This window comes from Pontibacter sp. GD7, assembly GCF_058216375.1.
Genome location: NZ_JBYZMP010000004.1, coordinates 255,307 through 280,818 on the forward strand (window position 1 = coordinate 255,307; position 25,512 = coordinate 280,818).

General features: G+C 47.0%; 20 protein-coding genes. 8 read left to right on the forward strand and 12 right to left on the reverse strand.

The features are described 5' to 3' along the window. Positions 1-286: 286 nt before the first annotated feature. On the reverse strand, positions 287-2,125 hold the full coding sequence (locus tag AC4BAP_RS08525; protein ID WP_490582207.1) for an LTA synthase family protein: 1,839 nt from the start codon (positions 2,123-2,125) through the stop codon (positions 287-289). Between the two features lie 535 nt (positions 2,126-2,660). Further along, on the reverse strand, positions 2,661-3,356 hold the full coding sequence (locus AC4BAP_RS08530; RefSeq protein ID WP_490582208.1) for an SIR2 family NAD-dependent protein deacylase: 696 nt from the start codon (positions 3,354-3,356) through the stop codon (positions 2,661-2,663). A gap of 301 nt (positions 3,357-3,657) precedes the next feature. Here AC4BAP_RS08530 and AC4BAP_RS08535 point away from each other — a divergent pair, with 301 nt between their 5' ends. The 4 genes from AC4BAP_RS08535 (at position 3,658) to AC4BAP_RS08550 (ending at position 6,330) form a co-directional block, all read left to right on the forward strand. Then, positions 3,658-4,626: an aminotransferase class I/II-fold pyridoxal phosphate-dependent enzyme gene (locus AC4BAP_RS08535; protein ID WP_490582209.1), complete on the forward strand. Its 969-nt coding sequence runs from the start codon at positions 3,658-3,660 to the stop codon at positions 4,624-4,626. A gap of 9 nt (positions 4,627-4,635) precedes the next feature. Continuing rightward, positions 4,636-4,875 carry a hypothetical protein gene (locus tag AC4BAP_RS08540; RefSeq protein ID WP_490582210.1) on the forward strand — a complete coding sequence of 80 codons (240 nt, stop codon included), beginning with the start codon at positions 4,636-4,638 and terminating at the stop codon, positions 4,873-4,875. A 185-nt stretch (positions 4,876-5,060) separates the two neighbouring features. After that, a complete protein-coding gene (locus AC4BAP_RS08545) occupies positions 5,061-5,942 on the forward strand; it encodes a toxin-antitoxin system YwqK family antitoxin (RefSeq protein ID WP_490582211.1) in 882 nt (293 codons plus the stop codon). 139 nt (positions 5,943-6,081) lie between these two features. Then, the gene (locus AC4BAP_RS08550) at positions 6,082-6,330 is read left to right on the forward strand and encodes a hypothetical protein (RefSeq protein ID WP_490582212.1); all 249 of its coding nucleotides are present in this window, start codon (positions 6,082-6,084) and stop codon (positions 6,328-6,330) included. Between the two features lie 460 nt (positions 6,331-6,790). On the opposite strand, the gene AC4BAP_RS08555 is transcribed toward AC4BAP_RS08550, so the two are convergent. The 6 genes from AC4BAP_RS08555 to AC4BAP_RS08580 all read right to left on the reverse strand — a co-directional run bounded on the left by AC4BAP_RS08555 (position 6,791) and on the right by AC4BAP_RS08580 (position 15,385). Beyond that, on the reverse strand, positions 6,791-8,620 hold the full coding sequence (locus AC4BAP_RS08555) for a M2 family metallopeptidase (protein ID WP_490582213.1): 1,830 nt from the start codon (positions 8,618-8,620) through the stop codon (positions 6,791-6,793). 659 nt (positions 8,621-9,279) lie between these two features. Beyond that, positions 9,280-9,843, reverse strand: a complete 564-nt coding sequence (locus tag AC4BAP_RS08560) for a GNAT family N-acetyltransferase (protein ID WP_490582214.1) — start codon at positions 9,841-9,843, stop codon at positions 9,280-9,282. 437 nt (positions 9,844-10,280) lie between these two features. Further along, positions 10,281-11,630 (reverse strand): DNA recombination protein RmuC, encoded by a 1,350-nt coding sequence (locus tag AC4BAP_RS08565; protein ID WP_490582215.1) that lies wholly within the window; start codon positions 11,628-11,630, stop codon positions 10,281-10,283. A gap of 326 nt (positions 11,631-11,956) precedes the next feature. Continuing rightward, the gene (locus AC4BAP_RS08570) at positions 11,957-13,153 is read right to left on the reverse strand and encodes a DUF1501 domain-containing protein (protein ID WP_490582216.1); all 1,197 of its coding nucleotides are present in this window, start codon (positions 13,151-13,153) and stop codon (positions 11,957-11,959) included. 30 nt (positions 13,154-13,183) lie between these two features. Beyond that, positions 13,184-14,596 (reverse strand): DUF1800 domain-containing protein, encoded by a 1,413-nt coding sequence (locus AC4BAP_RS08575; RefSeq protein ID WP_490582217.1) that lies wholly within the window; start codon positions 14,594-14,596, stop codon positions 13,184-13,186. Between the two features lie 177 nt (positions 14,597-14,773). Continuing rightward, on the reverse strand, positions 14,774-15,385 hold the full coding sequence (locus AC4BAP_RS08580) for a hypothetical protein (RefSeq protein ID WP_490582218.1): 612 nt from the start codon (positions 15,383-15,385) through the stop codon (positions 14,774-14,776). 365 nt (positions 15,386-15,750) lie between these two features. Between AC4BAP_RS08580 and AC4BAP_RS08585 the strand changes: the two genes are divergently transcribed. Genes AC4BAP_RS08585 through AC4BAP_RS08595 form a run of 3 tightly spaced genes read left to right on the forward strand, consistent with a single transcriptional unit; the run spans position 15,751 to position 17,290 of the window. After that, entirely contained in the window at positions 15,751-16,296 is a 546-nt protein-coding gene (locus AC4BAP_RS08585) for an RNA polymerase sigma factor (protein WP_490582219.1), read from the forward strand. Further along, positions 16,296-16,826, forward strand: a complete 531-nt coding sequence (locus AC4BAP_RS08590; protein WP_490582220.1) for a hypothetical protein — start codon at positions 16,296-16,298, stop codon at positions 16,824-16,826. Before AC4BAP_RS08585 ends, AC4BAP_RS08590 begins: the two co-directional genes overlap by 1 nt. Next, a complete protein-coding gene (locus tag AC4BAP_RS08595) occupies positions 16,826-17,290 on the forward strand; it encodes a hypothetical protein (RefSeq protein WP_490582221.1) in 465 nt (154 codons plus the stop codon). Before AC4BAP_RS08590 ends, AC4BAP_RS08595 begins: the two co-directional genes overlap by 1 nt. A 77-nt stretch (positions 17,291-17,367) precedes the next feature. On the opposite strand, the gene AC4BAP_RS08600 is transcribed toward AC4BAP_RS08595, so the two are convergent. The 3 genes from AC4BAP_RS08600 to AC4BAP_RS08610 form a co-directional block, all read right to left on the reverse strand. After that, complete coding sequence (locus AC4BAP_RS08600) at positions 17,368-18,363, reverse strand: zinc dependent phospholipase C family protein (protein ID WP_490582222.1); 996 nt, start codon at positions 18,361-18,363, stop codon at positions 17,368-17,370. Positions 18,364-18,424: 61 nt separating this feature from the next. Further along, positions 18,425-19,282: a histidine phosphatase family protein gene (locus AC4BAP_RS08605; RefSeq protein WP_490582223.1), complete on the reverse strand. Its 858-nt coding sequence runs from the start codon at positions 19,280-19,282 to the stop codon at positions 18,425-18,427. A 261-nt stretch (positions 19,283-19,543) separates the two neighbouring features. Next, positions 19,544-20,923, reverse strand: a complete 1,380-nt coding sequence (locus AC4BAP_RS08610) for a DEAD/DEAH box helicase (protein WP_490582224.1) — start codon at positions 20,921-20,923, stop codon at positions 19,544-19,546. 128 nt (positions 20,924-21,051) lie between these two features. Between AC4BAP_RS08610 and AC4BAP_RS08615 the strand changes: the two genes are divergently transcribed. Then, entirely contained in the window at positions 21,052-22,164 is a 1,113-nt protein-coding gene (locus AC4BAP_RS08615) for an AI-2E family transporter (protein WP_490582225.1), read from the forward strand. Between the two features lie 156 nt (positions 22,165-22,320). On the opposite strand, the gene AC4BAP_RS08620 is transcribed toward AC4BAP_RS08615, so the two are convergent. Continuing rightward, complete coding sequence (locus tag AC4BAP_RS08620) at positions 22,321-25,134, reverse strand: outer membrane beta-barrel protein (RefSeq protein ID WP_490582226.1); 2,814 nt, start codon at positions 25,132-25,134, stop codon at positions 22,321-22,323. Positions 25,135-25,512 lie beyond the last annotated feature (378 nt).

Consider the following 25,512-nt stretch of genomic DNA (forward strand, 5'->3'; position numbering starts at 1 on the left):
GCTTTGTTGTTTTCCCTCGTTCTTAAACAGAATTTATGTCCCCTGGAGGGCAGGGTCGTTTCATTCTAACAAAATCTATATTAGTGGCACATGCAAGCTTATGCTCAACCTGCCTTTTGGCCCTCTGGGCCAGTTGAGAAAGCCTGTCCCGAGCGGAGTCCCCGGGAAGACTCAACATTCATATTTAGTCACGAATCTGGAGATTCGCGACAGGAAAAATAGAGCTTAACGGCCCTGCCTTTTAGAGGGGTTAGGTGTAGGTTAACCACAACTTGAGTTACTTATCCTAGTTCAAGGCGGTGTAGGTCCTGTTCAGGTGTTCAAAATACTTTCTTCGGATGATGATATCGGATATTTTCCAGGCTTCTATTTTGTGCTGGATCTCTGAGTAAGGAGTAGCCGAAACATCCCCCACCACATCCAGGGACGGAGTAATGGCAAATGGGGCATATCCAGGTGCAAGTATACTTTTGCCGGCACCTTGCCACTCGTATTCATTCAGATCAAGCAGGTTAAGCAGGGTGGGGTATATGTCAATCTGGCCCATTACGGCGGTGTGTCGTTTTGTAACCGGGGCGTTTACCACGATAAACGGAATGGTAGCTGTTTCGCTGATATAGCTAAGCTCTTTGTGTTTCCCTATGATCTTTTTTCTGTCCTCTACACTAAATGCTTCGTGGTCACCGGCGATAACTACGATCGTGTTTTCCAGTTTGCCGGATATTTTTAGCTGTCTCATAAACGCACCGATGGCCCTGTCTGTATAGTTTATCGCTTCCAGGTAACGGGCAAGCGCGGCAGGAACCGAAGGCGGAAGTTCAATCCCTACTTCCTCGGCTGGTATATCGAAAGGCATGTGCGAGCTAAGCGTGATCAGCTGAGCGAAGAAAGGTTGTGGCAGGTTATCCAGTTTCTCAACGGCCTGCTTCAGAAAAGAGGCGTCGCTCAATCCCATACCAATCTCCTCGTCCATGTCAAAACTATACTTTGAGCAAAGCTCATCAAAACCCAGCGAAGGGTTCATTTCGCCCTGGTTCCAGAAAGAAGGCTCGTCGCCTAGCATGGTGACCGCATGGTAACCGGCATCGGCTTTAAGGGCACGCGGCAGGGAATAGTAATAGCTCTTGGGATACCTGAAAAAAACGGCACCACTGTTTAGCGGCAGCAAACCGCTGTTTATAATAAACTGCGCGTCGCTGGAACGGCCATCTTTAGTCTGGGGTATAACTTTTGGTGCGTAAAGCGTATTTTGGGCACTTAACAGTTCATTAAGTGTGGGCGTTATTTCAACACCGCCTATCTTCTTTTCCAGCGGCCACGTCTCCAGCGATTCGAAAAGTATAAGCACCACGTTTTTGGATACAGAATTATTTACTGAAACTAGTGGCTTGTGTTGCCGGCGCGCTGCAAGCCAGTTCTTTACTTTTGCCTCCTCCGTTGGCGATATCGGCTTGTCAGATTCGTAAAACTCGCTTATTTGCCATAGTATGTCCGAGATAATGCCATAGTCCCTAACAGCCTGACAGGGATCTATGTAAAAGACCTCCAGTTTTTTCTTGTTTTGCTGGCTTTCCTGAAGCAGGTCAGTGGCCTGGTACCCCAGAAACAGTAATGCAGGTAGCAAACTCATGTGTAGCCCTACCATCCGGATGTACAGTTTGCTGTTTACCATGCGTTGCCGGAAGTATGCATAGTATAAAAAGATCGTTGTAAGGGTTGGTACAAGCAGTAATACATCGTGCCACCTGAATGAGGAAACAATGCTGGGCAGCAACCCATTGATATTGTTAAGTTGTTTTATAGAGTTTATAGGGATAATGGAGTAGTAAGTTCTGTAGTACAGCACATTAGCCAGCAGGTAAGACAGGTGCAGCAGCAACAGAGCAAAGAAATACTTCTTACGCCTCCTGATCATAAAATAGGGAAGTGTAATAACAATACTCCAGGCAAGCGCAAAAGCATGCGGCGAGAGGTCTGTCCAGAAGCGGAAAGGGAGGCGATAACCAATAAGGAAGTTAAAGATGCTTGAGCTTAAGTATAACGAGGTCAGGATCAGTAAATAGAAGCTTATGTTATACTTATGGGTGTCGAGTATACGTAGGAGGCGTTTGGTTTCTATTCTCATAGCAAAACTATAGTTTGATGCCCGTACAGATACTGCAAAACAAAATTTGGCTATCTATATAAGCACAGCTTACTATTCATATCTAGTGATATAGTATTACTATGTTAAAACAATAAAGTTGTATTTAATGTATAGTTTTTAGTGTTTTGTTGTTAAATATTAGTTGCATTACCTGTTTAACTAAAATCAACCTGCACCAAAGGAGTTTTCAAGACATCTGCGCTCGCCAGTTCAAAATTCCAGTTTTGGCTAGTCCAGAGGAGTGGAATTTTGCTCGTGCATGTAATTCCCCTCTTGAGAGGGGCGCAGGGGTGTGTTTACACCTGCATGATTTAGCATATATCTCATGATTTTAAAGTCTAATCAGCTTCAAAGTATAAAAAGCAACTCTCGCAAGCTGAAAGCTTGCCCGCATGGACAACCACGCGTTGAAAACTCGCGGTAGATTGAACATTTTAAACCTGTGTCCCAAACATAGTTACAAAGAGAGCAACAGGCGCGTTACTCAACTCAGATTGTATTTTCAGAAATCAAGTTACAGATACTTCTCACGCAGGATTTTGGCTACTTTTTCCATACCGGTTGTGGCGTTTTCCTCGAACAAGTATAAATCGGGGCGTTTGCGGATAGAGGGCAGTTTGGGGTCTACTACAAAGATCGGGGCATCTTCGTCTACAAAATCCACGAGGCTGGCAGCCGGGTATACCAGCAGCGAGGTGCCTACTACCATAAAAATATCAGCCTGCACTGTTTCCTCCATAGCCTTTTCCATCATGGGTACAGGCTCACCAAACCACACGATATTAGGCCTTAGCTGGGAGCCGCGTTCGCATTTGTCGCCCAGGTTAAGTTGCCAGCCTTCTATCTGGTAAACAAGGGAGGGGTCGAGGGTGCTGCGGCTTTCGAAGAGCTTGCCGTGTAGGTGAATTACGTTGGAGGAGCCGGCCCGCTCATGCAGGTTGTCTACGTTTTGCGTAATAATGCGCACATCAAATTCGGTTTCGAGGTCGGCAAGTATCTGGTGGCCTGCATTGGGCGTAACAGTATGGGCGTTTTTGCGACGCTTATTGTAGAAATCCAGCACCAGTTCCGGGTTCTTGCGCCAGCCCTGCGGCGAGGCTACTTCCATCACATCATGTCCTTCCCAAAGGCCATTCGCATCCCGGAAGGTTGCAATACCGCTTTCTGCACTAATGCCTGCACCTGTCAGCACTACCAGTTTCTTTTTCATAGTCCTTTATGATATTTTAATTTACGATAACCCATGCAAGTGTAAACCCATCCCTAACCCCTCCCAAGAGGGGAATTTTACACGTGCATGTAATTCCCCTCTTGGGAGGGGCCGTGGATGGGTTAATCGCAAACTGATATACTATTCTAACTTACAAAATAGCTGTCAAAGTATAAAATCAACCTAAAACCTCTGGTATGATTACCTAAAAGTAGTTTCTGAATTTCAGGGCTGTAATTTAGATACGTGCAGGCATCCTTTTATACTTTGCACTATCGTATATTCGGCCAAATTTTGAGATATGATCAGGAGAAGTGAACGGTTGAATAATGTGTCTTATGACTTGTGCGGTCCTTTGTATGAGCGTGCAAAAGAACTGGAGCATCTGGGGCATAGCATTACGAAGCTGAATATCGGCAACCCGGCACCATTTGGCTTCGACGCACCCGCTGCGGTTACCGAACAAATTATCAGGAACCTGCGCGAGGCCCAGGGATACTCAGACCACAAGGGGCTATTAAGTGCACGGGAGGCAATTAAACGCTATTACACAAGCAAAGGCATCCCGAACATCCATACCGATGACATAGCCTTGGGCAATGGCGTGAGCGACCTGATCCTGCATGCGGTGCAGGCGCTACTGAACGAGGGTGATGAGGTGCTGGTGCCTTCGCCGGACTACCCGCTCTGGACAGCTGCCGTGCGCTTTGCCGGTGGTAAGGCGGTGCATTACCGTTGCGACGAGGAAGCCGACTGGTTCCCGGACCTCCACGACATCGAAAGCAAGATCAATAGCCGTACACGTGCCATTGTCATCATCAACCCCAACAACCCAACCGGGGCGGTGTACTCTAAAGAGCTGTTGCAGGAGTTGGTAGAGCTGGCGGCAAAGTATAACCTGGTGCTGTTCTCGGATGAGATATACGACAAGATCCTATACGACGAAACGGTTTATACTTCTACGGCCACAATTTCGGAGGAGGTGCTTTGCGTGACCTTTGGCGGTTTGTCTAAGAATTACCTGGCTGCGGGATTCAGGGCAGGGTGGATGGTTGTAAGCGGGGCCAAGCACAAAGCCAAGGCCTACATAGCCGGACTAAACACCATGGCAAGCCTGCGCGTGTGCAGCAACGTGCCCGCCCAGTTTGCCATAGAAACAGCCCTGGAAGGCGAGCAAACCATACTTGATCTCACGTTACCGACAGGCAGACTAGGCCAGCAGCGCGCCATTGCCTACGAAAAGCTGACTGCTATACCCGGGATTACCTGAGTAAAGCCGATGGGTGCCTTTTACTTGTTCCCGAAGCTGGATGTGAGGAAGTTTAAGATAGAAAGTGACCAGCAATTTGCCCTGGACCTGCTTACAGAACAACACGTACTGTTGGTACCCGGCACTGGCTTTAACTACCAGCAACACGACCACTTTAGAGTAGTATACTTACCGGAGCCAAATGAGCTTAGCTATACTTTAGACAGGTTGGCTAATTTCTTTGGAAACTATCAGCAAGACAAAGTATAAGCTCAGGCATTTAGGAAATGGAATGTTAACAGAAATCTGCTATATTAGTCTTGCACTATGAGGTTTGATGTTGTTGCCGGATTAGCTTGGTTGCAACTTGCAAAATTATTCCATACATATTGCAGATAGTAGGAGTAGGTACTCCTGCTAGCTGGTAGTTGAAGCATATTTAAATCAGTTAAGAATTGAAAACAGTTAAAAACACTTTTATTCAAGCAATACTATTTTATAAAAAGTCCTACTCAATAGTTTTAACTCTTTTTTTTATTTCTCTCTTAACTTTTTCCTGTAACGATCAAAGTAGTGTTCAGCGAGAGTATTATCCAAACGGGCAACTAAAAACCGAAACCGAAGTGCTTAATGATGCTTGGCATGGCAAAAGAATTACGTATTATCCAAGTGGAAAAGTAGAGACAATTGGCTATTATAAGGAAGGAAAGAACCATGGAACCCTCACCGATTATTACGAGGATGGCTCTGTAGAGGGGGAAGTTAATTTTAAGAATGGACGCTTGGATGGTATCTCCAAATATTACTACCCTAACGGCAAACTGGAAATGATGGTTCCTTATAAAAATGGCATCAGGATAGGATGGGGGAAATTTTATCGTAAAGATGGAAGTTTGGAGTCAATGGAAAGTAAGGCGGTTAATATTTACGAGCAGAATGGAAAAGAAGAGGTTAATCAGGTACTCATATTTAATAAAGATGGAAAAATATTGAAAGATAACAGCTATTATTTGAGTGTAAGTAATAACTGTGATACACTGGAGTTGGGTGATTCCTGTCAGATAACTGTTACGCTGGAGACACCTATACTGAAAAAGGACATGCAAATGCTGGTTGGTGGGTATGATGAGTTTTACAGGTTAGTGGATAGGAGCCGGCAGGATACTGTCCAGGGTAAGGATTTCAAGGCTACCTATACCTTTGTTGCAAGTAGTAGGGGGCACCATGTACTGCGGGGGCGCGTAGATGATTTTAAAGAGTGGGGGGATAAAAACGATACGACCTATGTCCGGCGTGAGCGACGTAGTTTCTTCTCAAAGAAGTTCTTTGTTAGATGAGTTGAAAAGAAAAACATGCTACAACAAAAACTATAAGGTAGCTTCGCCACCTTATAGCAGAGCACGTTAGGCTTCAATTAATATACAAAACGAATAAGGAAGTAAGTCGTAAATTTGTAAAGGATAATAATCAGGAATTATGTCTATAACGACTATAAAAACAAATTTTCATCAACTCATTGATCGCATTGAGAATGAAGAACTACTCGCAACTTTTTATCAGTTACTCACTCAAAGAAGCCAACAGCAGAACGGCCAGCTGTGGAACAACTTAACCGATGAGGAAAAGGAAGAGTTGCTTCTGTCCGACGAAGAAAGCAAAGATTCTAACAACTGGATAGCGGACAAAGAAGTAAGACAAAAGCATCACCAATGGCTAAGGAAATAATCTGGACTAAAAGAGCTGATAAAAAATTCATCCAGATTCTGGAATACCTGAGTCAAGAATAGGGAGAAAAAGTAACGCAAGCTTTTATCCAACGAACTTATGACTTCTTAGATATACTTGTAGACTTTCCTGAAATTGGCCCAATCCAAAATCTTAGTAGAAATATTCGTGGTTTCACACTTACGAAACAGATTACCATCTTCTACAGGCTTGACAACAATAGAATACTGCTGCTAAATTTCTTTGACAACCGACAACGGAAAGAGAAGAAATAAAATCGTCGCCTAATACAGTTCATAATTTAGGCTGCGGCTACGCCTTGCCCACATTATGTACGAGTAACGTTCAACCCCATCACCTATAAAACAAAAGCCGCAACAGTTTATCCTGCTGCGGCTCTTATTTTAAAATCCGAATCAATTCATAATTCGGCATTCATAATTCATAATTCTCAATCAAACTATAAAGTATACTTCCTGCCTTTGTTCTGCTCTTTCAGGTAGTCCATCAGCGGCTGGAAGTAGGCTACCATGGCGCGGGCACTTAGCTCTTCACCGGTCTTGTCTTTCAGCATCTGGCGCCAGTCTGCAGAGGAGCCAGGGTACATGATGTCGCGTAGGAAGTTGCCCACTTCTTTGTTGCCATAATAGTTGGTAGCATGCGGGTCTTGCTTCAGGATATTCTTGGCAATGTGGTCGTGCAGTTGGAACAGGATGATGTAGCTCATAGCATAATCGTAATACTGGGCGGCATCATCGTTGATGTGCGTTTTTGTTGCCGCATCCAGGTAATTCTCGCCACGCTCAGATGGCGGCACAATGCCCTGGTACTTTTTCTTCAGGTCCCACCAACGCTTATTCAGTTGGTTGGCAGGTAGGTTCTGGGCATAAAAATCATGCTCCCACTCACTCATCACCCCCGACGAGAAAGGTATGAACACCACATAATTCAACGCCTCTTTCAGCAATGTCTGCACCTCGTCTGTCTGGGTGTTTTTATCGATCAGGTTAAGTTCTGCCAGAAACGGTTTCTGCATAGCCGCCAGTCCCATTAGGCTGCCAATAGCCTCGTGGTAAGCGCGGTTGGCACCTCCACGCAGCAGTACCGGCACATCGGGGTTAGTATAGGTCATGTAGTAGTAGATGTGGCCCAACTCATGTAGGGTGGTTTCGTACCATTCGCCGTTTGGCTCAATGCTCATCAGGCTGCGCACGTCTTTGTCTAGGTCCATGTGCCAGGCCGAGGCGTGGTTATTTTTCTTGTAGTTGGCATTTGGCGGCAGCGGGTACAAGCTGGATTTAGTATAGAACGTCTCCGGCAGTTTCGGGAAGCCCAAGCTGGTATAAAACTCTTCTCCCTGCTTCACGATCCATTCCGGGCCTTTAGCTTTCAGGGTCGCATCCAGGTCAAGGCCTTTCACGTCTACCATCGAGCTCCAGTCCTGGCCCCAGCGGTTAGGCAGCCAATGCGCGGGCAGGTAGTCCGGCACCTGCTTTACGCCATACTTTTTGGCCAGCTCATAACGGGCATAAGTATGCAGTTCGCGGTACAGCGGCAGCAGTTCTTTGTTGATCTGCTTCATCAGGTCCATCATCTCCTGGCGCGTCATGCCGTAGTCGGAGGCCTGGTATGTAAAGTAATCGTCGTAGCCCAGGCTTTGCACGGTTTTGTTCCTGAGGTCACGCAGGTTCAGCAGTCCATCTCTCAGATTAGGGCCAACAGCTTTGCTAGCCTGCCACGCATCGAGGCGCTTTTTCAGGTCTTTTTCATTTTTGAGGATGTTGTCGATCTCGTTGGTGCTCACCGACTTCTCGTAGATGCGGTAATCGAAGCCGTACAGCTTTTCGGTCTGCTCTGTCTCTGCTTTAATGCGTGCCTTCACTACATCCGGAATTATCTGCGGGTTGTTGGCACCAGAGTAAAGTATGGCCTCGAACTGTTTTACCTGTAGCGGTGTCAGCTGGTCTTTTTTCTCCAGCATGGCCTTGGCCGTGTTGATGTTTTCGGTGCTGCCTGTAAATGCGGCAAAAGCCTCGTTGGCGCGGCGCGTGGCAGCTGCATTGGTGGTGTCGCCTTCCACGATCTTAGTGTTAGATGCCCATTCAGCCTCAGCCGATTTGGTATAAAGGTCCTGGTACGTGTTGGAGTACTGATCCAGAAACGCCTGTGCGTCTTTTTGCACTTGGGTCATCTCAGCGGTGGCTACTGTCTCGGCGGTTTCGGTTTTCTGGCTCGAGCAGGCACTAAGCAGAACTGCCGCCGTAAGGCCAGTAAAGATGAGTTTTTTCATAAGGTTAGTTTGTGGTTGATACTCTAAAATACAATGTAACGAAGCTTGAATCAAACACCGTGCTATACGGGTATCGTGCTTTTAAGTATAAACACGCAAGGTTAAAGTGCTGGTGTCGAGTCACCTTTAATTGATTTTTGAGTTTATTGTCTGCTGATCCTGACTTTCCTTGCCAGTTGAGTCAGAGACTCAACAAATATTAAGATTGCGAATCAGGAGATTCGCGCTAGGAAATATTAAAATGAAACGGATATGCTCCTGGAAGGGTGTAGTGGTAATGCCGTCAATTTAAGGAGAAGACATATCCAGTCTGTCATCTCGACGAAAGGAGAGATCTGTAGTATTTTACAGCAGTGCGATATTTCAGATTCCTCGCTAGGCTCGGAATGACAAAATCGATAACTTAATTCCGAGCCTGTTTAGAGTTTATTAAAATCTACTCTGTCTGCCCTTGCTGCGTGTTTTCACCAGCAAGTATAGTAGACAACGTCTTTTAATTGTTGGTGAAAAACACCAACAATGGCGAGGTCATACTTCTTAACTAAAACTCTAAACAGCTTCTCCTTGAGTTAACTACATTGGAGTTAGGGGTGAGGTTATTATTTCAGTTAAGCACCTCGAGATGAGCCTTATCTCAACTTGAGAACATCAGGTAACTTTTACTTTTCCAGTGTATCGGAATACAGCTTTTCATAGTCACCTCTGCTTAGCATCCAGCGGTTTACTTCCTGTTCAAAATTTAAAGAGCCAGGTATTGTTTTGTACCGCTTAACAAAGGTAAATCCTGCTTTCTCCAATGTTTTATTTGGAGCTGGGTTCAGGGCATAGGGTTCACAGTAAAGTTCTTTCAACTCCAGGTTCTCGAAAAAGTATGGAAGTGATAGCTGCACGAGCCTGGTTCCGATGCCTTTTTGCCTATGGTCCGGCTTCCAGAGGTGGAGGTGCATAAACGCTGATTCGCCAAACGCAATCGGGTTGACATTGGAGTGTCCGCTGGGAACACCGTCTATTAGCCAGATCAGGGCATAGGACTCTTTCTGGTTGTATGGGGCATTTATCTGCTGCGAGAGCATATTGGTTAAACGCTCACGGGTAGGGAGTTTCTGCAGGTCTACACCCATACTTTCCAGGTAGCCTGGCTCAGATTCTAACCAGTATCGGCAAATGTGTTCTATGTCATCCGGCTGCATCTCTCTGACAGAAAGTATAGGTTCCTTTTCCATGGCGGTTAATTAACTCAAGTTGCGTGATTCTTATTCTAAATCTGGATTTACCCACCCCTGCACCCCTCCGAAGAGGGGAATTTTACTCGTGCATGTAATTCCCCTCTTGAGAGCAGGGCCATTACATTCTAATAAATTACACGGTAATGGCGCGTGCGTCCTCGCTCGTGTCGGGCAATGGCTGGGCCTCTGGCCCAGTTGGATTGCAAATCCAACGGTATAACAAGTCACGGATCACAGATCCGCGCCAGCAAAAAATAGAATGAAACGGCCTCATCTCTTCCGGATTTGCAATCCGATATTATACTTTACCAACTGCTTAGCCTAAGCTAAAAGCCAACGTTATGAGCCGGATTGCAAATCCTTATCTAGGTACTCCGGGATTACAAATCCCTTAGAGCAATTGAAATTCTATAAAGTATTCTATCACAAGGTAATTACACCTGAGTTTCAGTTTGTGATCCCTCACTAGCCTCCGGTAACTGCGCTTCCTGCAGCAGGTTGTCGTCTATGGTTTTGCTGGTTTTTGCACCAAGTTCTCGCAATATCTCTACTCTTCTTACTAAGTTGCCTTTGCCTTCAGTAAGTTTGTTCATAGCTGCATTGTAAGAGCTTTGGCTGTGCTCCAGGTGCTTGCCAATCGTCTTCAGGTCTTCTACAAAGCCTACAAACTTATCGTACAGCTTCCCGCTTTCTTCAGCTATCCGGATCACATTGCGTTTCTGGTCTTCCTGGCGCCATACGCCGGCCACTGTGCGCAGCGTGGCGAGTAGGGTAGAGGTACTCACCAGAACAATATTGCGTTCAAAGGCATCGGTAAACAGGTCGTGGTCGTGTTGCAGGGCCAGGCTAAAGGCTGGTTCCAGCGGAATATACATCATCACGAAGTCCGGTGAATTGATACCGTTCAGGCGGTGGTAGTCTTTGCGGCCAAGATCTGTAAAGTGGGTACGGATGGAATTGATGTGGCTTCTCAGGTATACTTCCTGCTGGTCCTCGTCTTCGCAACTGCAATAGGCTTCGTAAGCCACCAGCGAAAGTTTGGAGTCTATGATCAGGTGCTTGCCTTCCGGAAGGTGCACGATTACGTCAGGGCGGTATACTTTTTTATCATCGTTCTGGCGTACCTCCTCACGCTCGTAATGCAGGCCTTTGCGTAACCCGGATTTCTCCAGCAAGTTCTCTAAGAGGTATTCGCCCCAGTTGCCCTGTGTCTTGCTTTCGCCTTTTAGGGCGCGTGTCAGGTTAAGCGCATCCTGGCTCATTTTCTGATTAAGCGAGGCCAGTTGTGTGATCTGCTCTTTCAGCGAAACGCTGTCTTTCAAGGTTTTCTCGTAGGTTTGGTCAACCTTTGCTTCAAATTCTTTAATGCGCTCTTTCAACGGTGAAAGTATACGCTCCAGGTTCTCAGAAGAAGCTTTGTTAAAGTGCTCCGCATTGTTCATCAGCACCTGGTTGGAAATGCTCTGGAACTGTTGCAGGAATTTCTCGCGCAGCTGCTCCAGCTCCTTGTTTTGTTCCTGCAGCCGTTTATTTAGATGTTCATAGTCAGTCTCGGCTTTGGTAAGGGCGTTGGTAAGGTCCAGCGTTTCGGTTTGTGCCTCGCGCAGTTGAGCCTTTAACTGGTCTGTTTCTGAAGTACATTGTTTTACCTGTGCCTCCAGCACACCTTGTGAAATGGCAGCCTGGTTTGCTGTCTGTTGCAAGGCGCTCAGTTTCCCCTTCAGTGCCAGATAAGCCACTACCAGTCCTGCCAGAAATGCGGCTATGCCTACGAGTATCTCCATAAGGTAAAGGTAAAGGAAATTAGCAATTGCAGCAATGATTTTGCTAATGAAATTAGTTAAAGTCCTGTTTTGTCTTGGGAGATGTCTGATATAAAGTTGCCATTGTTTTCACAGACAACTGCAGAAAAGCATTTAATGTATGCCATTTTCCTACCGCGAGTTTTCAACTCGTGGTTTTAAATAATGCAAGCTTTCAGCTTGCGAGGGCCTGTACTTGGCCTATGCGAGCTGAAAGCTCGCTATCAAGGACAGCCACAAGTTGAAAACTTGCGGCAGAAGTAATGCAGGTGTATATTTACTTTAATTCGATCTACAAACCATCATTACTACACTAAACCTTTTAACGGCTTGATATTCGCATTAAGTATGGCAGAGGAATCGGTTTGAAGCCATTGCTGTAACAGCGCCGCATAGATAGTCCTAAAGTCGATTGTATACTTCAAGTCGCCGGCATCGAGGTTTTGCAGGTTTGGGCCTTCATTAAAAATGCCTGGCGTGCGCAGTTTATTTCCTATCAAGTACACGTTGTTGGCAGTGCCGTGATCCGTTCCGTTGCTGGCATTTTGCTGTACGCGGCGGCCAAACTCCGAGAACACCATGATCAGGGTTTCATCGAACATATTTTGATGTTGTAGGTCCTGCACAAAACTGTAAACGCCTTCCGATAGCTCCTCCAGCAGCCTTGCCTGTTGGTTTAGTTGCTGTACATGGGTATCGAAACCAGACAGGGAAGCATAGTATACCCGCGCTTCCACACCCGATGTGATCAGTTCGGCAATTGTTTTCAGGTTTCGTGCAAACTCGCTGTTGGGGTATTCCTGTTTTGAGCGGTATTTCTTCACTTTTTCGTACAGGTAATCGGCAGACTGCTGCGTGTCAACGAGTGTCTTGTAAAGGTAATTTACACTGTGGTGCTCGTGTTCTTCCTGGTGGATGCGGGCTACAATTTTCAGAAATGCATCCTGGGAGGCCTGGTAAAAGCGCTGCACGTTCTGAACGGCCACACCCTTATACTTGTCGCCTTTCAGGGCGAGGCTGAGGGTGTCGTCTACCTCAATGGCGGCCATGCCAGCGTTGCAGCTATCCATGTAGCGGCCCAGCCAGCCGGTGCTCAGGTACTCGTTAGAAGCACTGGCCGTGTGCCAGATGTCCATGGACCGGAAGTGGGAGCGGTCGGGGTTGGGGTAGCCCACGTTGTTCAGGATGCTGAGTTTGCCCTGGTCATACAGCAGTCGCATTTTTTCCATCGCCGGGTTCAGCCCCAGTCCTTTATCGAGTGGCAGTACTTTTTGTGCCGGAATAGCCAGCGAGGGCCTGGCTTTAAAGTATAGATCGTTCTGGTAAGGTATAACGGAGTTCAGCCCGTCATTGCCGCCGCTAAGCTGCACGATTACCAGACGCTTTCCAGTGGATTTGCTTAGCAACTCAAGCGCCTGTCGGTCCAGGCCGTGCAGAAAATTTGGTACCAGCAGCATACCCGATGCCAGTGTAGACAGCTTTAGGAATTCTCTTCTTGATGCCATGAGATAATCTTTAAAGTATAAACTGATACATTAGCAAAGCTGGTACTCAGGCAAAGACAGCAGGCGTTGCGCTATTAAATGTACCTTTTCAGGTTTAGTTGCGGATGCAGGTATACTTTGCTGTATTAGCTGCAGCGTTTGCTGTGGTGGTTGCACCTGCAGCAGGTATTGGCTTAAAGTGGGTAGGAGGTCTTTTTCAGACACCTTTTCCATCTGTTGCGACAGGCTCACCATACTTGCCCTGGCTTGCACCACGCGCAGTCCGTCGGAGCGTTTTGCCAGTGGTTTGGCCGGCTCCGTATCATCATCAGGCTTTAAGGCTACTTCCAGTTCTGCTGCCTGCAATATGGCCGGCCCGATGCGTAACCGGAAGGCAAGGGTAGAGCTGTCGATCCAACTACGCCCTCCGGCCCAACCGCTTACGTTTGGCGGCATAAACAGCTCCTGACCTAAGGCGCGCTGCAAAACCAGGGCGCTTCTCTCGTCGGTGTAGTCTACATCAAACATGCGCTGCAAGCCAACCAGCAACTCAACAGGAGATTTAATGCGAGCACCCATCACCTCAGGCGAATAGAACCAGTCGGAGGTGAAGATCTGCTCCAAAAGCCCTGCGAAGTTATAGCCAGACTGGTAGAAAGAAGTGCTGAGTTTTTTGATCCGTTCCGGGTCGGGTGTGTCGCTTACGAAGAAAGTATAAAGTTTGGTGGTAAGGAAAGTGGCTGTTTGCGGGTTCTTCAGTATGATCTTCAGGATATCGTCGCCATTGAAAGTGCCTGTCTGGCCCATAAACGTTTTGACGCTAAAATCGTGCTGCCGCTCCCTGAACACAAACTCACCTTTCAAATTAAAGCCCCAGCCAGTAAAAGCCCGTGCTGCTTCTTTTATATCCTGTTCAGTGTAGTTACCGCGCCCAAGTGTAAACAATTCAAGCACCTCCCGCGCAAAATTCTCGTTGGGTTGCTGTTTTCGGTTCTGTTGGTTATTCAGGAACTGGAGCATGGCAGGGTCTTTTGCCACTGCCATCAGCAGTTCCGGGAAATTATCTAAAGCGTGTTTTCGTAGGGTGTTATTTTGTAGTTGTAGCAGTTGCGGAACCGGCAAGCGGCAGGCAAAATGTCCGTGCCAGAAAAGCGTCATTTTTTCACGCAGTTGTGCCTCTGAGGTAGCCATTTGGTTTAGCCAGGTCTTGTTGAGCAGGATTAAGGCCTGGCGGCGTTCCTGTTGCAGCTGCCTGCGTTGTTCGGGGGCCAGCATTTGTGTTTGCATGGCACTTCCAAAATCCGGCATGAGAATTGTCAACGATTCTGCTTTTTCGGATGACTTGAAGAGGCGTTGTACGGCGTTCCTTATACTTTTGTGTGCTTCACCGTGTTGCGGCAAAGGACCAAAGCCGGCACGCCAGTACAGGTGCCTTATTTGCTGATCGGCAGTAGTTGGTTTCATAGGTTGGAAGGCTATGTGGACAGCAACCACTGCATAAGGTGACCAGCGGTGCGATCCGGTGTAATCAAGAGGTATAGCCGGGGCAGCTTAGCTAACAGGTGTGGCAGCGTGAAAACCGCCCCGGTATTAAGTTTATTTTTAGCTCAGTATAGAAAATGGAATATTGTTAAAAGCAGCCTATAGGTGCTTTTTCCAGTGCATCCATTTCGCCAATTGCTCTGGGCCCAGAACAGACTCTATCTTGGCAAACAGTTCGGCACGGCACTGGTGCATGATACGGATATGCAGCTGCTTGTCGTGATGCTTCTGCATTTCTTCTCTTAGATTCTCGTGCAGGGCTTTCAGTTTGGCCTCCAGCTCCGGCTTGCTGATCTTTCCTGCCTTATAAGCTGCAACCAGCTCTTCGCGTATAGCATTTGCACGTTTCAGCATTTCTTCGTGGTGCTGCTGAATTTTACTGCGGTGATGCTTTACACAAGCCTCATGCTGTGCCACAAAGTTTTTGATGGCTTGCTGCTGTCTCTCGTTCAGGTTCAGACGACGCAGGATATAGATAAGCGTTTTTGTTTCGTCTTTCTTGTCGTGGCACTGTGCGTCAAAAGCAGTATTTTCATTGGCACCAGTAATCGCAGGGTTTTCATACCCATCTACGTTCGTGATCTGAAAATCGGCATCGTTTAACTGAATAGCTTCCTCTGCAATCGGGTCGATCTCATCTTTCTGGCACCCTGTTAAGGTAAAGAATGCGGTGCAGGCAAGTGCCGCAAAGGTCAGTCTTAGGTTTCTCATGTGTTTTACCGTTAAGTTTGAAAAATGTATTTAACCTTATGAAGTAAAAACGAGCAAAAGGTTAAATCCTGAATAATAAAATTTTTTAATATATTAATAACCAATTGATAGTTAGGTTATTAAATTAATCTGGATGTATCCGCTTAATGTCTGGAACTTAACTTGCTGCATGGTTTTAGCTGTTTTCAGAGTAGTTTAGATAAAATGCGAAGAATATGATAAATAAATCGTGTATAAACATGTATGGCATAAGAGTTTATACTTAATCTTATAAAATTTTAAAATTTTATCTACAATTCTATTTAACCTTTTAAGACTTTGTGTTTCTAAAAGGCAGCGATGGAAATTAATAGCACCCGGACTGAATGGCAGAGACGACTGACGAAGAGATTTTGTCGATGTTTCGTGAGGAGCGCACTAAGAGCAAAGCCTTTACCTTATTGATGAATAAATACAATGAGCGTATTTACTGGCATATCAGGCGATTGGTGGTTTCTCATGAAGACGCGCAGGATATTCTGCAGGAAACATTTATTAATGTATATAATAAGCTGCACACCTTTGCCGGCGAGAGTAAGCTGTATACCTGGTTGTACCGTGTAGCCACCAATGAGTGCATCCGCCTTTTCAGGACAAAAAAGCAATTCCTGACTTCTTATGACGAACTAAGTGAGAAACTGATAAATACATTGCACGATTCTGGATCAGAGGACGGTGACAAGATACTGGTAAAGTTCCAGGAGGCTATTTTACGATTGCCCGAGAAACAACAGCTGGTATTTAACCTTCGGTATTATGACGAATTAAGCTATGAGGAAATAAGCCAGGTACTGGATAGCTCGGTGGCAACGCTAAAAACGAACTACCACTATGCCAGTACTAAGATTAAAGAATTTATGATAAAAGGATAATGGAAGATAACTTTGATTTTGATAAAATAGGCAAAAAAATGCCTTATAAAGTGCCGCCAGCCTTTTTCGATAAGATAACCGAAAGCACCCTGGCTGAGGCAGAGCGCAGGGCAGCTGCCAAGAAGCAGACTACCTGGTTTAGCCTGTGGCCGGCCATGGCCGTGGCTGCTAGTGTGGCGCTTTTGCTCACCATCGGCTACTTTGTATACTCAGGCCGCACAGCATCAGATAACAACCTGGCCGTTACGGAGCCGCAACCAACCACCGAGCAAAAAACCGTAACCGCAGAGCCGCAGGTGTTACCTGAAAGTATGGAAATGCAACAGCCTGCCCTGGCACAAACCGACAGGCAGCCGCAAGAGCCAGGTACTAAAATGGAAAAGGAGCAAACTAAATCCCATACTTTACCCAAAGCCCAGCAGCCAGAATCACTTGACGATGTGCTTGCCAATATATCCGATGAGGAGCTAATGCTGTTGGCCGCTGTTGCGGAGACAGATTTAAACGTGTATGAACAGACTTTTGAATAATGAACAAGCTTAGTAAATTTATTTTAGTACTTACATGCAGTGTCTTCTGTTTTTCGGTCCGGGCACAGGATCTTAGCAGGAACCCGCAACTGCAGCAGCGCATTATACAGGCCAAGCTTTTTGAGATAAAGAATGCCCTTGAACTAAGCGACGCCAAAGCAAATGAGCTGGCCCCGATCTACCGGCGCTATGAACTGGAGAAAAGCGAGGTACAGTTTCCGAGGCAGGGGAGGTTGCTACGCACAAACCCCGACAGCCTCAGTGCCGAGGAAGCAGACAAACTAATTACCGCGCAACTGGACAATGCCATCCGGATGAGCACCATCCGACGGAAATATTACAACGAGTTTAAAACGGTGCTAACACCACAGCAGGTGGTGCAGTTATACCGGTCAGAGGCGCAGTTAAACCAAAAAGTAATGATGGAGCTGCGCAGAAGAATGAACAAAAGGATGAACCAGTAAAAATTACCTGACAGTTGAAACAGGAAGGGCCATACTTGCATGCAAGTATGGCCCTTCCTGTTTTTATACTTTTATACTTAGCTGTTGCTTTTCTTTTTTAATGCAAGCACTTTACCTTCCTGAAAAAGTGTGTTCTTTTTCCAGGATTTCTGTTCTTCCTTAAGCAACTGTTTCTCTTCTTTCGTGATCCTGCCACCCATCAGCTTGTCCAGGTCTGGCTTTCCACCATCAACCCAACAGGTATACCAGAAATCCGCCACCACCTCAGCGGATGCCTGCATGCGCTGTGCCACGGTAGGGCCCAGAAGCTCAGCATATTTTTTAGCAAACGCATCAGAGTAATACTGGCGCTTTCTGCCGTTGCGCTCTACGGTTACATACTTTGTTTCGGGTGTAAATGCTTTTGTTGCCTCCAGTTCCATTGCCAGCACCCCCGGGAATAGTTTGTGCGAGGATCTTACTACTTCCCAAATGGCGGTTTCTGTGTCTTTCAGGTAAGTGGCTTTTCTGTTCTGCAACCGGTACATCTCGGCGTGCATTTCCGGTACTTTGGATTCCCAGAGACTGTGCAGGCCGTGCTGGTTGGTAAGCTGCCCATCGTAGTTCAGGGTAGTGTGCAGCGGCACGTGGGCATCGGCAATATAATGGCCCAGGTCGGCTGCGTAAAAAAGTATACTATCAGCGTTCTGCTGGCGGAAGGCGTTGGTCAGACGCTCTTTCATCACCATCACATGCCAGGGCACAATGCCATACTTTTTAAGGGTATCCACGGGATATTTTTCGGCGGCTGCCTTCCACGACTGCGGCATGGTATAAACGGCATTTACGCCATATACATCCACATCGATAAAATGGCGCGGCGCTTCTTTCGGGTCATGGTTGCGACGTTCATCGGGTCGAATAGATTGCTGCACCAGGTACTCCTGGTTTTTATAAAAGAAGCCCTGCATCTGTTTTGGCAGTCCGTAAATAGCCAGCTGGTGCACTACCTTGTGCCCAAAGAAACCCCAGCCGTAAGTAGCCAGGGAACTGATAAACACGAGGGCAGCAAGCAACGTGAATTTTCTTTTCATGAAGTAGGATAAGGTGATTTTGATGTAAAGATAGGCACATGATCGAACAGATGCCCGTTTTTTATGGAGCTACAACAGAAGGTTGTGCTTCATTCACCGCTGCAAAGTCTTTTTCATTTATCGGCCTGTCGTCTATTTTGGCAAGTATGGTAGTGCCTAAATAGCCATGGCCACCGTCACGCACAACGCGCCAGCCCATTTTCTCCAGGTCTTCTTTTATGTAACGGTTCAGGAAACCATGGGCCACAAGCACTGCCTTGGAGTTTTCTTCCGTTGCGTCGTCCAGGCGTTCTGCCGCTTTGCGTGCGCGTGTCTTGGCCTCTGCAAAACTTTCAACACCTTCAGGCTCAAAGCCCATTATCCATTTAATTCGTGCCGCAGCAGTCCACAGTTTGATAGGTAACTTCAGCTTTGGCTTAATCTTGCCAATTGAGGTTTCAAACTCCCTGAAATCAGGCGAAACGGTAATGATGCTGTCCTGGCCAAAGAGGTAATCGGCAGTGGCACGCGCCCTGTTGATCGAGCTACAGAATATCGCCACCTCATCTGGCCTTGACACAGACAGGAAGGGCTTGTCAGGGCGGATAATGCCTACGCTGTCGTAGTCCACTAAAAACTTACGGGCTTCCTCATTCGAGAACTTGCCGGTCTTCTTCAGGTCAGGCTCGCCGTGGCGGATAAGGGCTATCTGGCGCAGCTTGCCATACTCTTTCACTACATTGTCCTCGGGCTGGATAAAGCGTGTCTGGTACGCAACCGGGGTATCGGCAATTTTCACCGCTTCGGCAGACGTGCTAAGCTCACGATATTTAGCTGCAATGTTTTCGAATACCAGGTCTGATGGTTTTTTGTGCTGTGATGATGCAGGTACGACAGACAGGCATAGGCACACTAAAAGCACAGAATACAGTAATTTCATAGAAGTATAAAAGAGGTTTAAAAAGGACAGGGTCCCGTTACTGAATACTTCTGATAAAATGCAAATAATCTGCCAGTTTTAGGTTGATAACTAGAAAGTTACAAAAAGATGCTGTTTAGGGTTTTGGCTAAAAGAAATCGAACCCGCCATTGTTGGTGTTTTTCACCAACAATTTAAGGGGCTGGCTATTATACTTGCTGGTGATAACACGCAGCAAGGGCGGGCAGTATGGATTTTAATAAACGCTAAACAGGCTCAAAATTATTGCACCAGATTTACCTTGTACTTGCGGCCTTTTATTTTCCCTTCGCTCAACTTTCTGGCGATCTGCCTGCTCTGGCCCTCGGGTACGGCCACATAACTCATCCGGTCCTGTATCTCAATCTTGCCGATCTGGTCAGCTTTTAGTCCGGCCTCAGCTATCAGTGCCCCAACTATATCTCTTGGGCTTATTTTATCGCGGCGGCCTCCGCTAATGTGCAGGGTGGCAAAAGCAGCCTGCGATGCCGGAGCCGCTTCTTTAGGCTGAGCCACGAAGTATTCAGCTTTCAGCCACTCATCCATGCGCACCTGTTCCCAGTCGCGCAGCTGTTTTTCGTCGCGGGGCGTTGCCAGCGTGTATACGGTACCGCTTTTGCCTGCCCGGCCTGTGCGGCCACTGCGGTGCAGATATGCTGCGGCATCTATCGGCAATTCATAGTGAACAATATTTTGCAGGGCATCGATGTCGAGGCCTCGCGCAGCCACGTCTGTGGCAACCAGTACCTGTGTAGTGCCATTTCGGAATAAGGTCATGGCTTTGTCGCGGTCTTTCTGCTCCATACCTCCGTGTAGTGCACGTGCAGCGAAGCCAGCGTTCTGTAGCTGTGTGGCCAGTTCATCGGCGGCAATGCGCGTGTTCGTAAACACCACTGTGCCTGTCGCATTTATACTTTGCAGCAATAGCTCAACAGCCTCTTTGCGCTTTTCATGATCTACTTTCACGCCGATAAGCTTTACTTTGTCCGGTATGGCGTTGGCAGAGGCTTTTACAAACTGTGGGTTTTTCAGGGAGTTGGCAATGAGCTCCTTCACATCGTCCGGCATGGTAGCCGAGAAAAGCACAGTCTGTTTTTTGCGTGGCAGGTTAGCCAGTATCTGATCCAGTTCTTCCTCAAAGCCCATCTCCAGCAGTTTGTCCGCCTCATCCAGAACAACCTGCTGCACCCGGCTTAGATCTAAGGTTCTGCGGTTCAGGTGGTCAGTCAGGCGGCCGGGTGTGCCTACAAGCAGCTGTGGCGGATGCGCCAGCGATGCTCTTTCCTGTGAAAAGGCATGGCCACCGTAAAAGGCGCTTATCTTCAGGTTATCAATGCGCTTGCCATACTGCTTTAATTCCTGCCTTACCTGCACAGCCAGTTCGCGGGTAGGCACGATCACCAGCGCCTGCACGGCCTGCAACTCCGGATTTATACTTTGCAGCAATGGTAAGCCAAAGGCTGCCGTTTTGCCGCTGCCTGTTTCCGCCTGCCCGGCCACATCCTGCCCCGACAGCAACAAAGGGATTGCGCTTTCCTGTATTGGTGTAGGTTTTGTGTAATTCAGGTCCTCCAGGCTCATCAGGAGGCTTTGGTTCAGGTTTAGGTCTTTGAAAGTGGCCATGGGTAAAGTATAAATTTCAGGCAAAGGTACGTTTTCCCTGCGTCATAGCTGTGTTTTAATTGATAAATGCCATTGCCCGAGGTGCTATTTGTAAAACTATATATACCTAAGTAGCAGTATGCACTAGTATGGCTACCAAGTATGAAACGCTAAAGAAACTTACCGTTGGGCTTTTGTTCGTCGTGTTGCTGGTATTTGTGCTGATTGCTGCCCGTGAATTCCTGTACCCGATCTTTATAGCGGTGCTGTTTGCCTACCTGCTATACCCGATAGAGAACCGTATGGAAAAATGGGGCATGCCCCGGATACTGGCAAACTTCATAACCGTTATCCTGGCCATGGCTTTTTTGATCGGGGTTATCATTTTGCTATACAACCAGCTGTCGGTCTTCATCGGCGATTTCCCGGCCATGCAGGAGAACGTATTGGGCAACCTGGATCGCCTGCAGGCAATTCTGGACAAGGAATTTGGCAGCGACCGTCCGCGCAACGAGCATTGGCTACGGCAACAGGTTATGGATGCCCTGGAACTAAGCGGAAGCTTTTTAAAGGACTTACTATCTGCCACCACCAACACCATCGTTAAGTTCGGGCTGATGCCGGTTTACATATTCCTGGCCCTGTATTACCGCAACAAGGTCGAAAAATTTTTATATCAGCTCACACCGTCGCAAACACACTCCAGGGTAAAAAAAATAATTCAGGACATCTCACACGTAACCAAGCATTACATGGCCGGCGTGGTCATCGTTATTCTTATCCTGTGCTTTATAAATTCTGCCGGACTGCTGATCATCGGGGTGCAATACGCCATACTGCTGGGTATACTTTCGGCCTTTATGAACTTTATCCCATACTTTGGTACTCTCATCGGAGGGGCCATACCCGTGCTTTATACTTTTGTGGTGCAAGGCGACATTAACAAAACCCTGGCTGTGATCGGATTTTTTATACTTGTGCAGTTTACAGAGAACAATATACTCACCCCGAACATCACTGGCAGCAAAGTCAACATCAACCCACTCTTTACCATTCTCAGCATCATCGTGGGAGGCATGATCTGGGGGCTTCCGGGCATGTTCGTGGCTGTGCCTTACCTGGGCATGTTCAAGATCTATTGCGACCACACCCCTGAGTTAAGGCCATGGGCTTTTATGCTGGGCACAGAAGGCACAGAGAAGCATGCCCTTACGCTGGATAAGATCAAAAGGGTACTGGGAATTGGGCGTACCAGGGATTGAAATTCTCCAGTGTTCTACCTTAAAAGCAAGGATCAGCTATCAATAGTACTAGCCATTTATGTTTAATAGCCTCATCAAAATTTCTGAAAAAGGCACAAAAGCAAAACGGCCAGCATTGCTGCCGGCCGTTTTAGTCTAACCAAATTTAAAACACTATTAATGTCCCATGCGTCCGCCGCCCCAGTTACCTCTGCGCATGTCAGTTGGGTCTGGCTGGTTGCCGCCGCTCTTGAACTTGCGCAGGTTGTAGCTGAAAGTAGCCATGAAGTAACGCTGCAGTACAGTAGACTGCACGTCTTCAATGTAATCAGCGGCTACGTTACGCTGTATGCTCACGTTCTGCTTCAGCAGGTCGTTCACGCTCAGGCTGATCTCACCCTGCTTGTTCTTGAATATCTTTTTGCCAAGGCTCATGTTCCAAAGCAGGTAGCTGTTCTCTACGCCAGCCGATAAGCCTGAATTATACTGGTGGTTCAGCTCTGTGCGGTATACCAGGTCTTTCCAAAGTATCCAGTTGTAGCGCAGGTTCGTGTTCTGGGTGTAATAGTTGTTATTGCCACGAACGCTTTGCAGTGTGTTGTCTACAATGTTGTAGTTACCAAACGTAGAAATGTTGAAGTCAATCTTCTCGCTGATGTTGCTGCTGATATTCAGGCCCATGCCAGCCGTTTTTGTGTTAGCATAGTTCTCCTGCCCGTCGATCATACCTGGAATTCTGGAGTAGCCGATTGAGCCGTTAATGTTCAGGTTCGACTTCATGAAGCTTAGCGGCTGGCCATAGTTGAAGAACGAACGCACATTCACGAAGCCGTCCATGTTTACAGGGCGGCTTAAACGCGCGCCAACTGGTATCGTGTAGGCATCAGTGGTCTTAAATGGAAGCTCATCTCTGTAGTTCTCGTTGCGGATGTTATACACACTGTTGGCAATGTAGTTCTGGGTGATGGTACCGAACATACCTACAAAGAACACCTTGTTTGTTTCAGGGCTGAAGTTGCGGAAACGTACATTGATACGGCTCTGGTAGTCCTGGTCCAGTTCAGGGTTACCTATGCGTGGCTGTAAGGTGTTGGATATATCCAGTACATCCTGCAACTGCTCTATTGAAGGCGTGTTAGTATTGGTGCGCAGGCTTATGTTCAGGTTGCTTGTGTTTGAGAACTTATACTCATACTCCGCCGAAGGAAGCACATTTGAGAAATTGCGTTTCAGGTTATTGGAAGGCTCCGGAAACTCGTTCTCGCCCTGCAAGGTAGCATACTGGTATTTCACATCAGCCTGGAACCTCACTTTATCCAGACGGTACTGGTAGCTAGGGCCAAAGCTCTGCGAAATGTAGTCGCTTTTGAAGGTGTTGCTAAGCTGCGGGTTAAAATTGCTGTATGTATTGGCTGTTTCCACAAAGTCGAATACCCTGCGGTCAGAGTCGTTTAGCTGGTTGCCGATGGTGTACTCCAACTGCAAACGGGTGTTCTCTGCGATCCACTGCGAGTAGTTCAGGTTCGCGTTCCAGGACGAGTTATCCTTATCCGTAGATATAAACTGGTTTCTGTAGCTGCTGCGCTCTGGTCTAATGTTATTTGTGATGTTTGCCAGTTCAAATAAATCGCCGGGGGAGCTGCTGTAGCTGTTTGTAAAGTTAGCAGTAAATATGCGGCCTGATTCGCCGAAACGGTGAGAATACAGGATGTTGTTGCTGAAATTAAAGCTGCCAACTTCGTTATCGTTTCTTTCCACAGATTCAGACTCAGTGCCCTGATTTGATGTTAAGAGGGCAGTGCTGTTACGCAGTGAGTTGTTGTTCTGGAATGAAATGTTTGGCGTTACCAAAAGCCTGTTGTTCTGGTTGATGTTGTACTGCAAACGGAAATTTAAGCGGTGGCTCTCTGTTCCGTTGGTGTTGAAGCTGTTCTCACGGTACACACGGTCCAGGTCAGTGGCAAAGTAATCCTGGAAGCGGAACTGGTTGTTAACCGTTTCGTTTTTGGCATAAGTATAGTTTCCGCCAACCTCGATCTTCTTGCCCCACATGTCGTTGTAGTTGATGCTGAAGTTGTTGTTTTCGCTGATGCCTCTTGGCGATCCACCTCCAAACATTCTGCGGCCACGCATGCCTCCACCCGGTGTTTCACCGATAGAGAAATCGGTCATGTTGATGTTGTTGGTAAGGCCTGTAACTGTTATTCTGCGGTTGTTGTTGAAGAAGTTTACAGTTGCACCCACCATGTAGCGCTCATCGGTGCCATAACCAACCGAAGCTTTTCCGGTATAGCCAATGCGAGCCTCTTTTTTCGTTCTGAAGTTCAGTGTTTTCAGTCTGTTGCCGTCATCAAAGCCGCTGAAAGCCGCTCTGTCGCTTTGGGCATCAAACACCTCCACGTTCTCGATCATATCGGCAGAGATGTTGCGAATAGCGGTGCTAACATCGCTTCCGGTAAATCTTTTGCCGTCGATCATTACCTGTCTCACATCCTCGCCCTGGGCCTGCACTCGACCTTCCTGAATAGTTATGCCCGGCATTTTTGTTACCAGGTCCTCAGCGCTGGCATCAGGGGCAGTCTTAAACGCTTTGGCATTAAACTGGGTGGTGTCGCCTTTTTGCTCACCAAGCGGCGCGCGGCCCACAACCTGTACTTCCTTTAAAGCCGTTGAGCCGTCCTGCAGCAACAGTTGGCCCAGGTTTAAGGTGGCACCCTGTACCTGTACGGTTCTTGTAAACTTTGCAAAGCCAATGTAATTGATCTCCACTGTGTATTGACCGTTGGCAATGCGCTCAAAACGGAAGCGGCCCTCGGTGTCGGTTACAGTGGCGGTTACAGTGGCATCAGTTGTTTTCTTTAGCACTATATTGGCACCTGGTAAAGCGGACTTGTCGCTGCCGCTTGCTACCGAGCCAAAAACAGCAAAACTCTGCGCGTAGGCATTAACCGTACCTACAAGTAAAAGCAGAAATGGTAGTAGTTTCTTCATTTAAGTTTAAGAAGTATAAGATCGTTTTATGCCTGTTTTGACAAACAGAAATTAAAATGGTTTAATGCTTTTAAAAAAAGATTTTCAGTGTTATGCCATAGAGTAAGGGTTGCTCTATTACGTTGCTGAGCTATTGCTATTTAAGTTAGGGTAGGGGCGGGTATTTTTTCAGGATCGAGGGTACTCGCATAAAGCGCCCTTCCTAATAGAGTTTAAAGATAACTGCGGACTATACGGTAGAAATGAAGTTATGCCAGGATCATTTGCCTTTAGTTAACTTTCTCTCAGGGCGTTACTATAAGAAACTCAAGTTGCGATATATGATAAACCAGGCAGGTGTAAACACACCCCTGCGCCCCTTCAAGGCTACAATTAGGA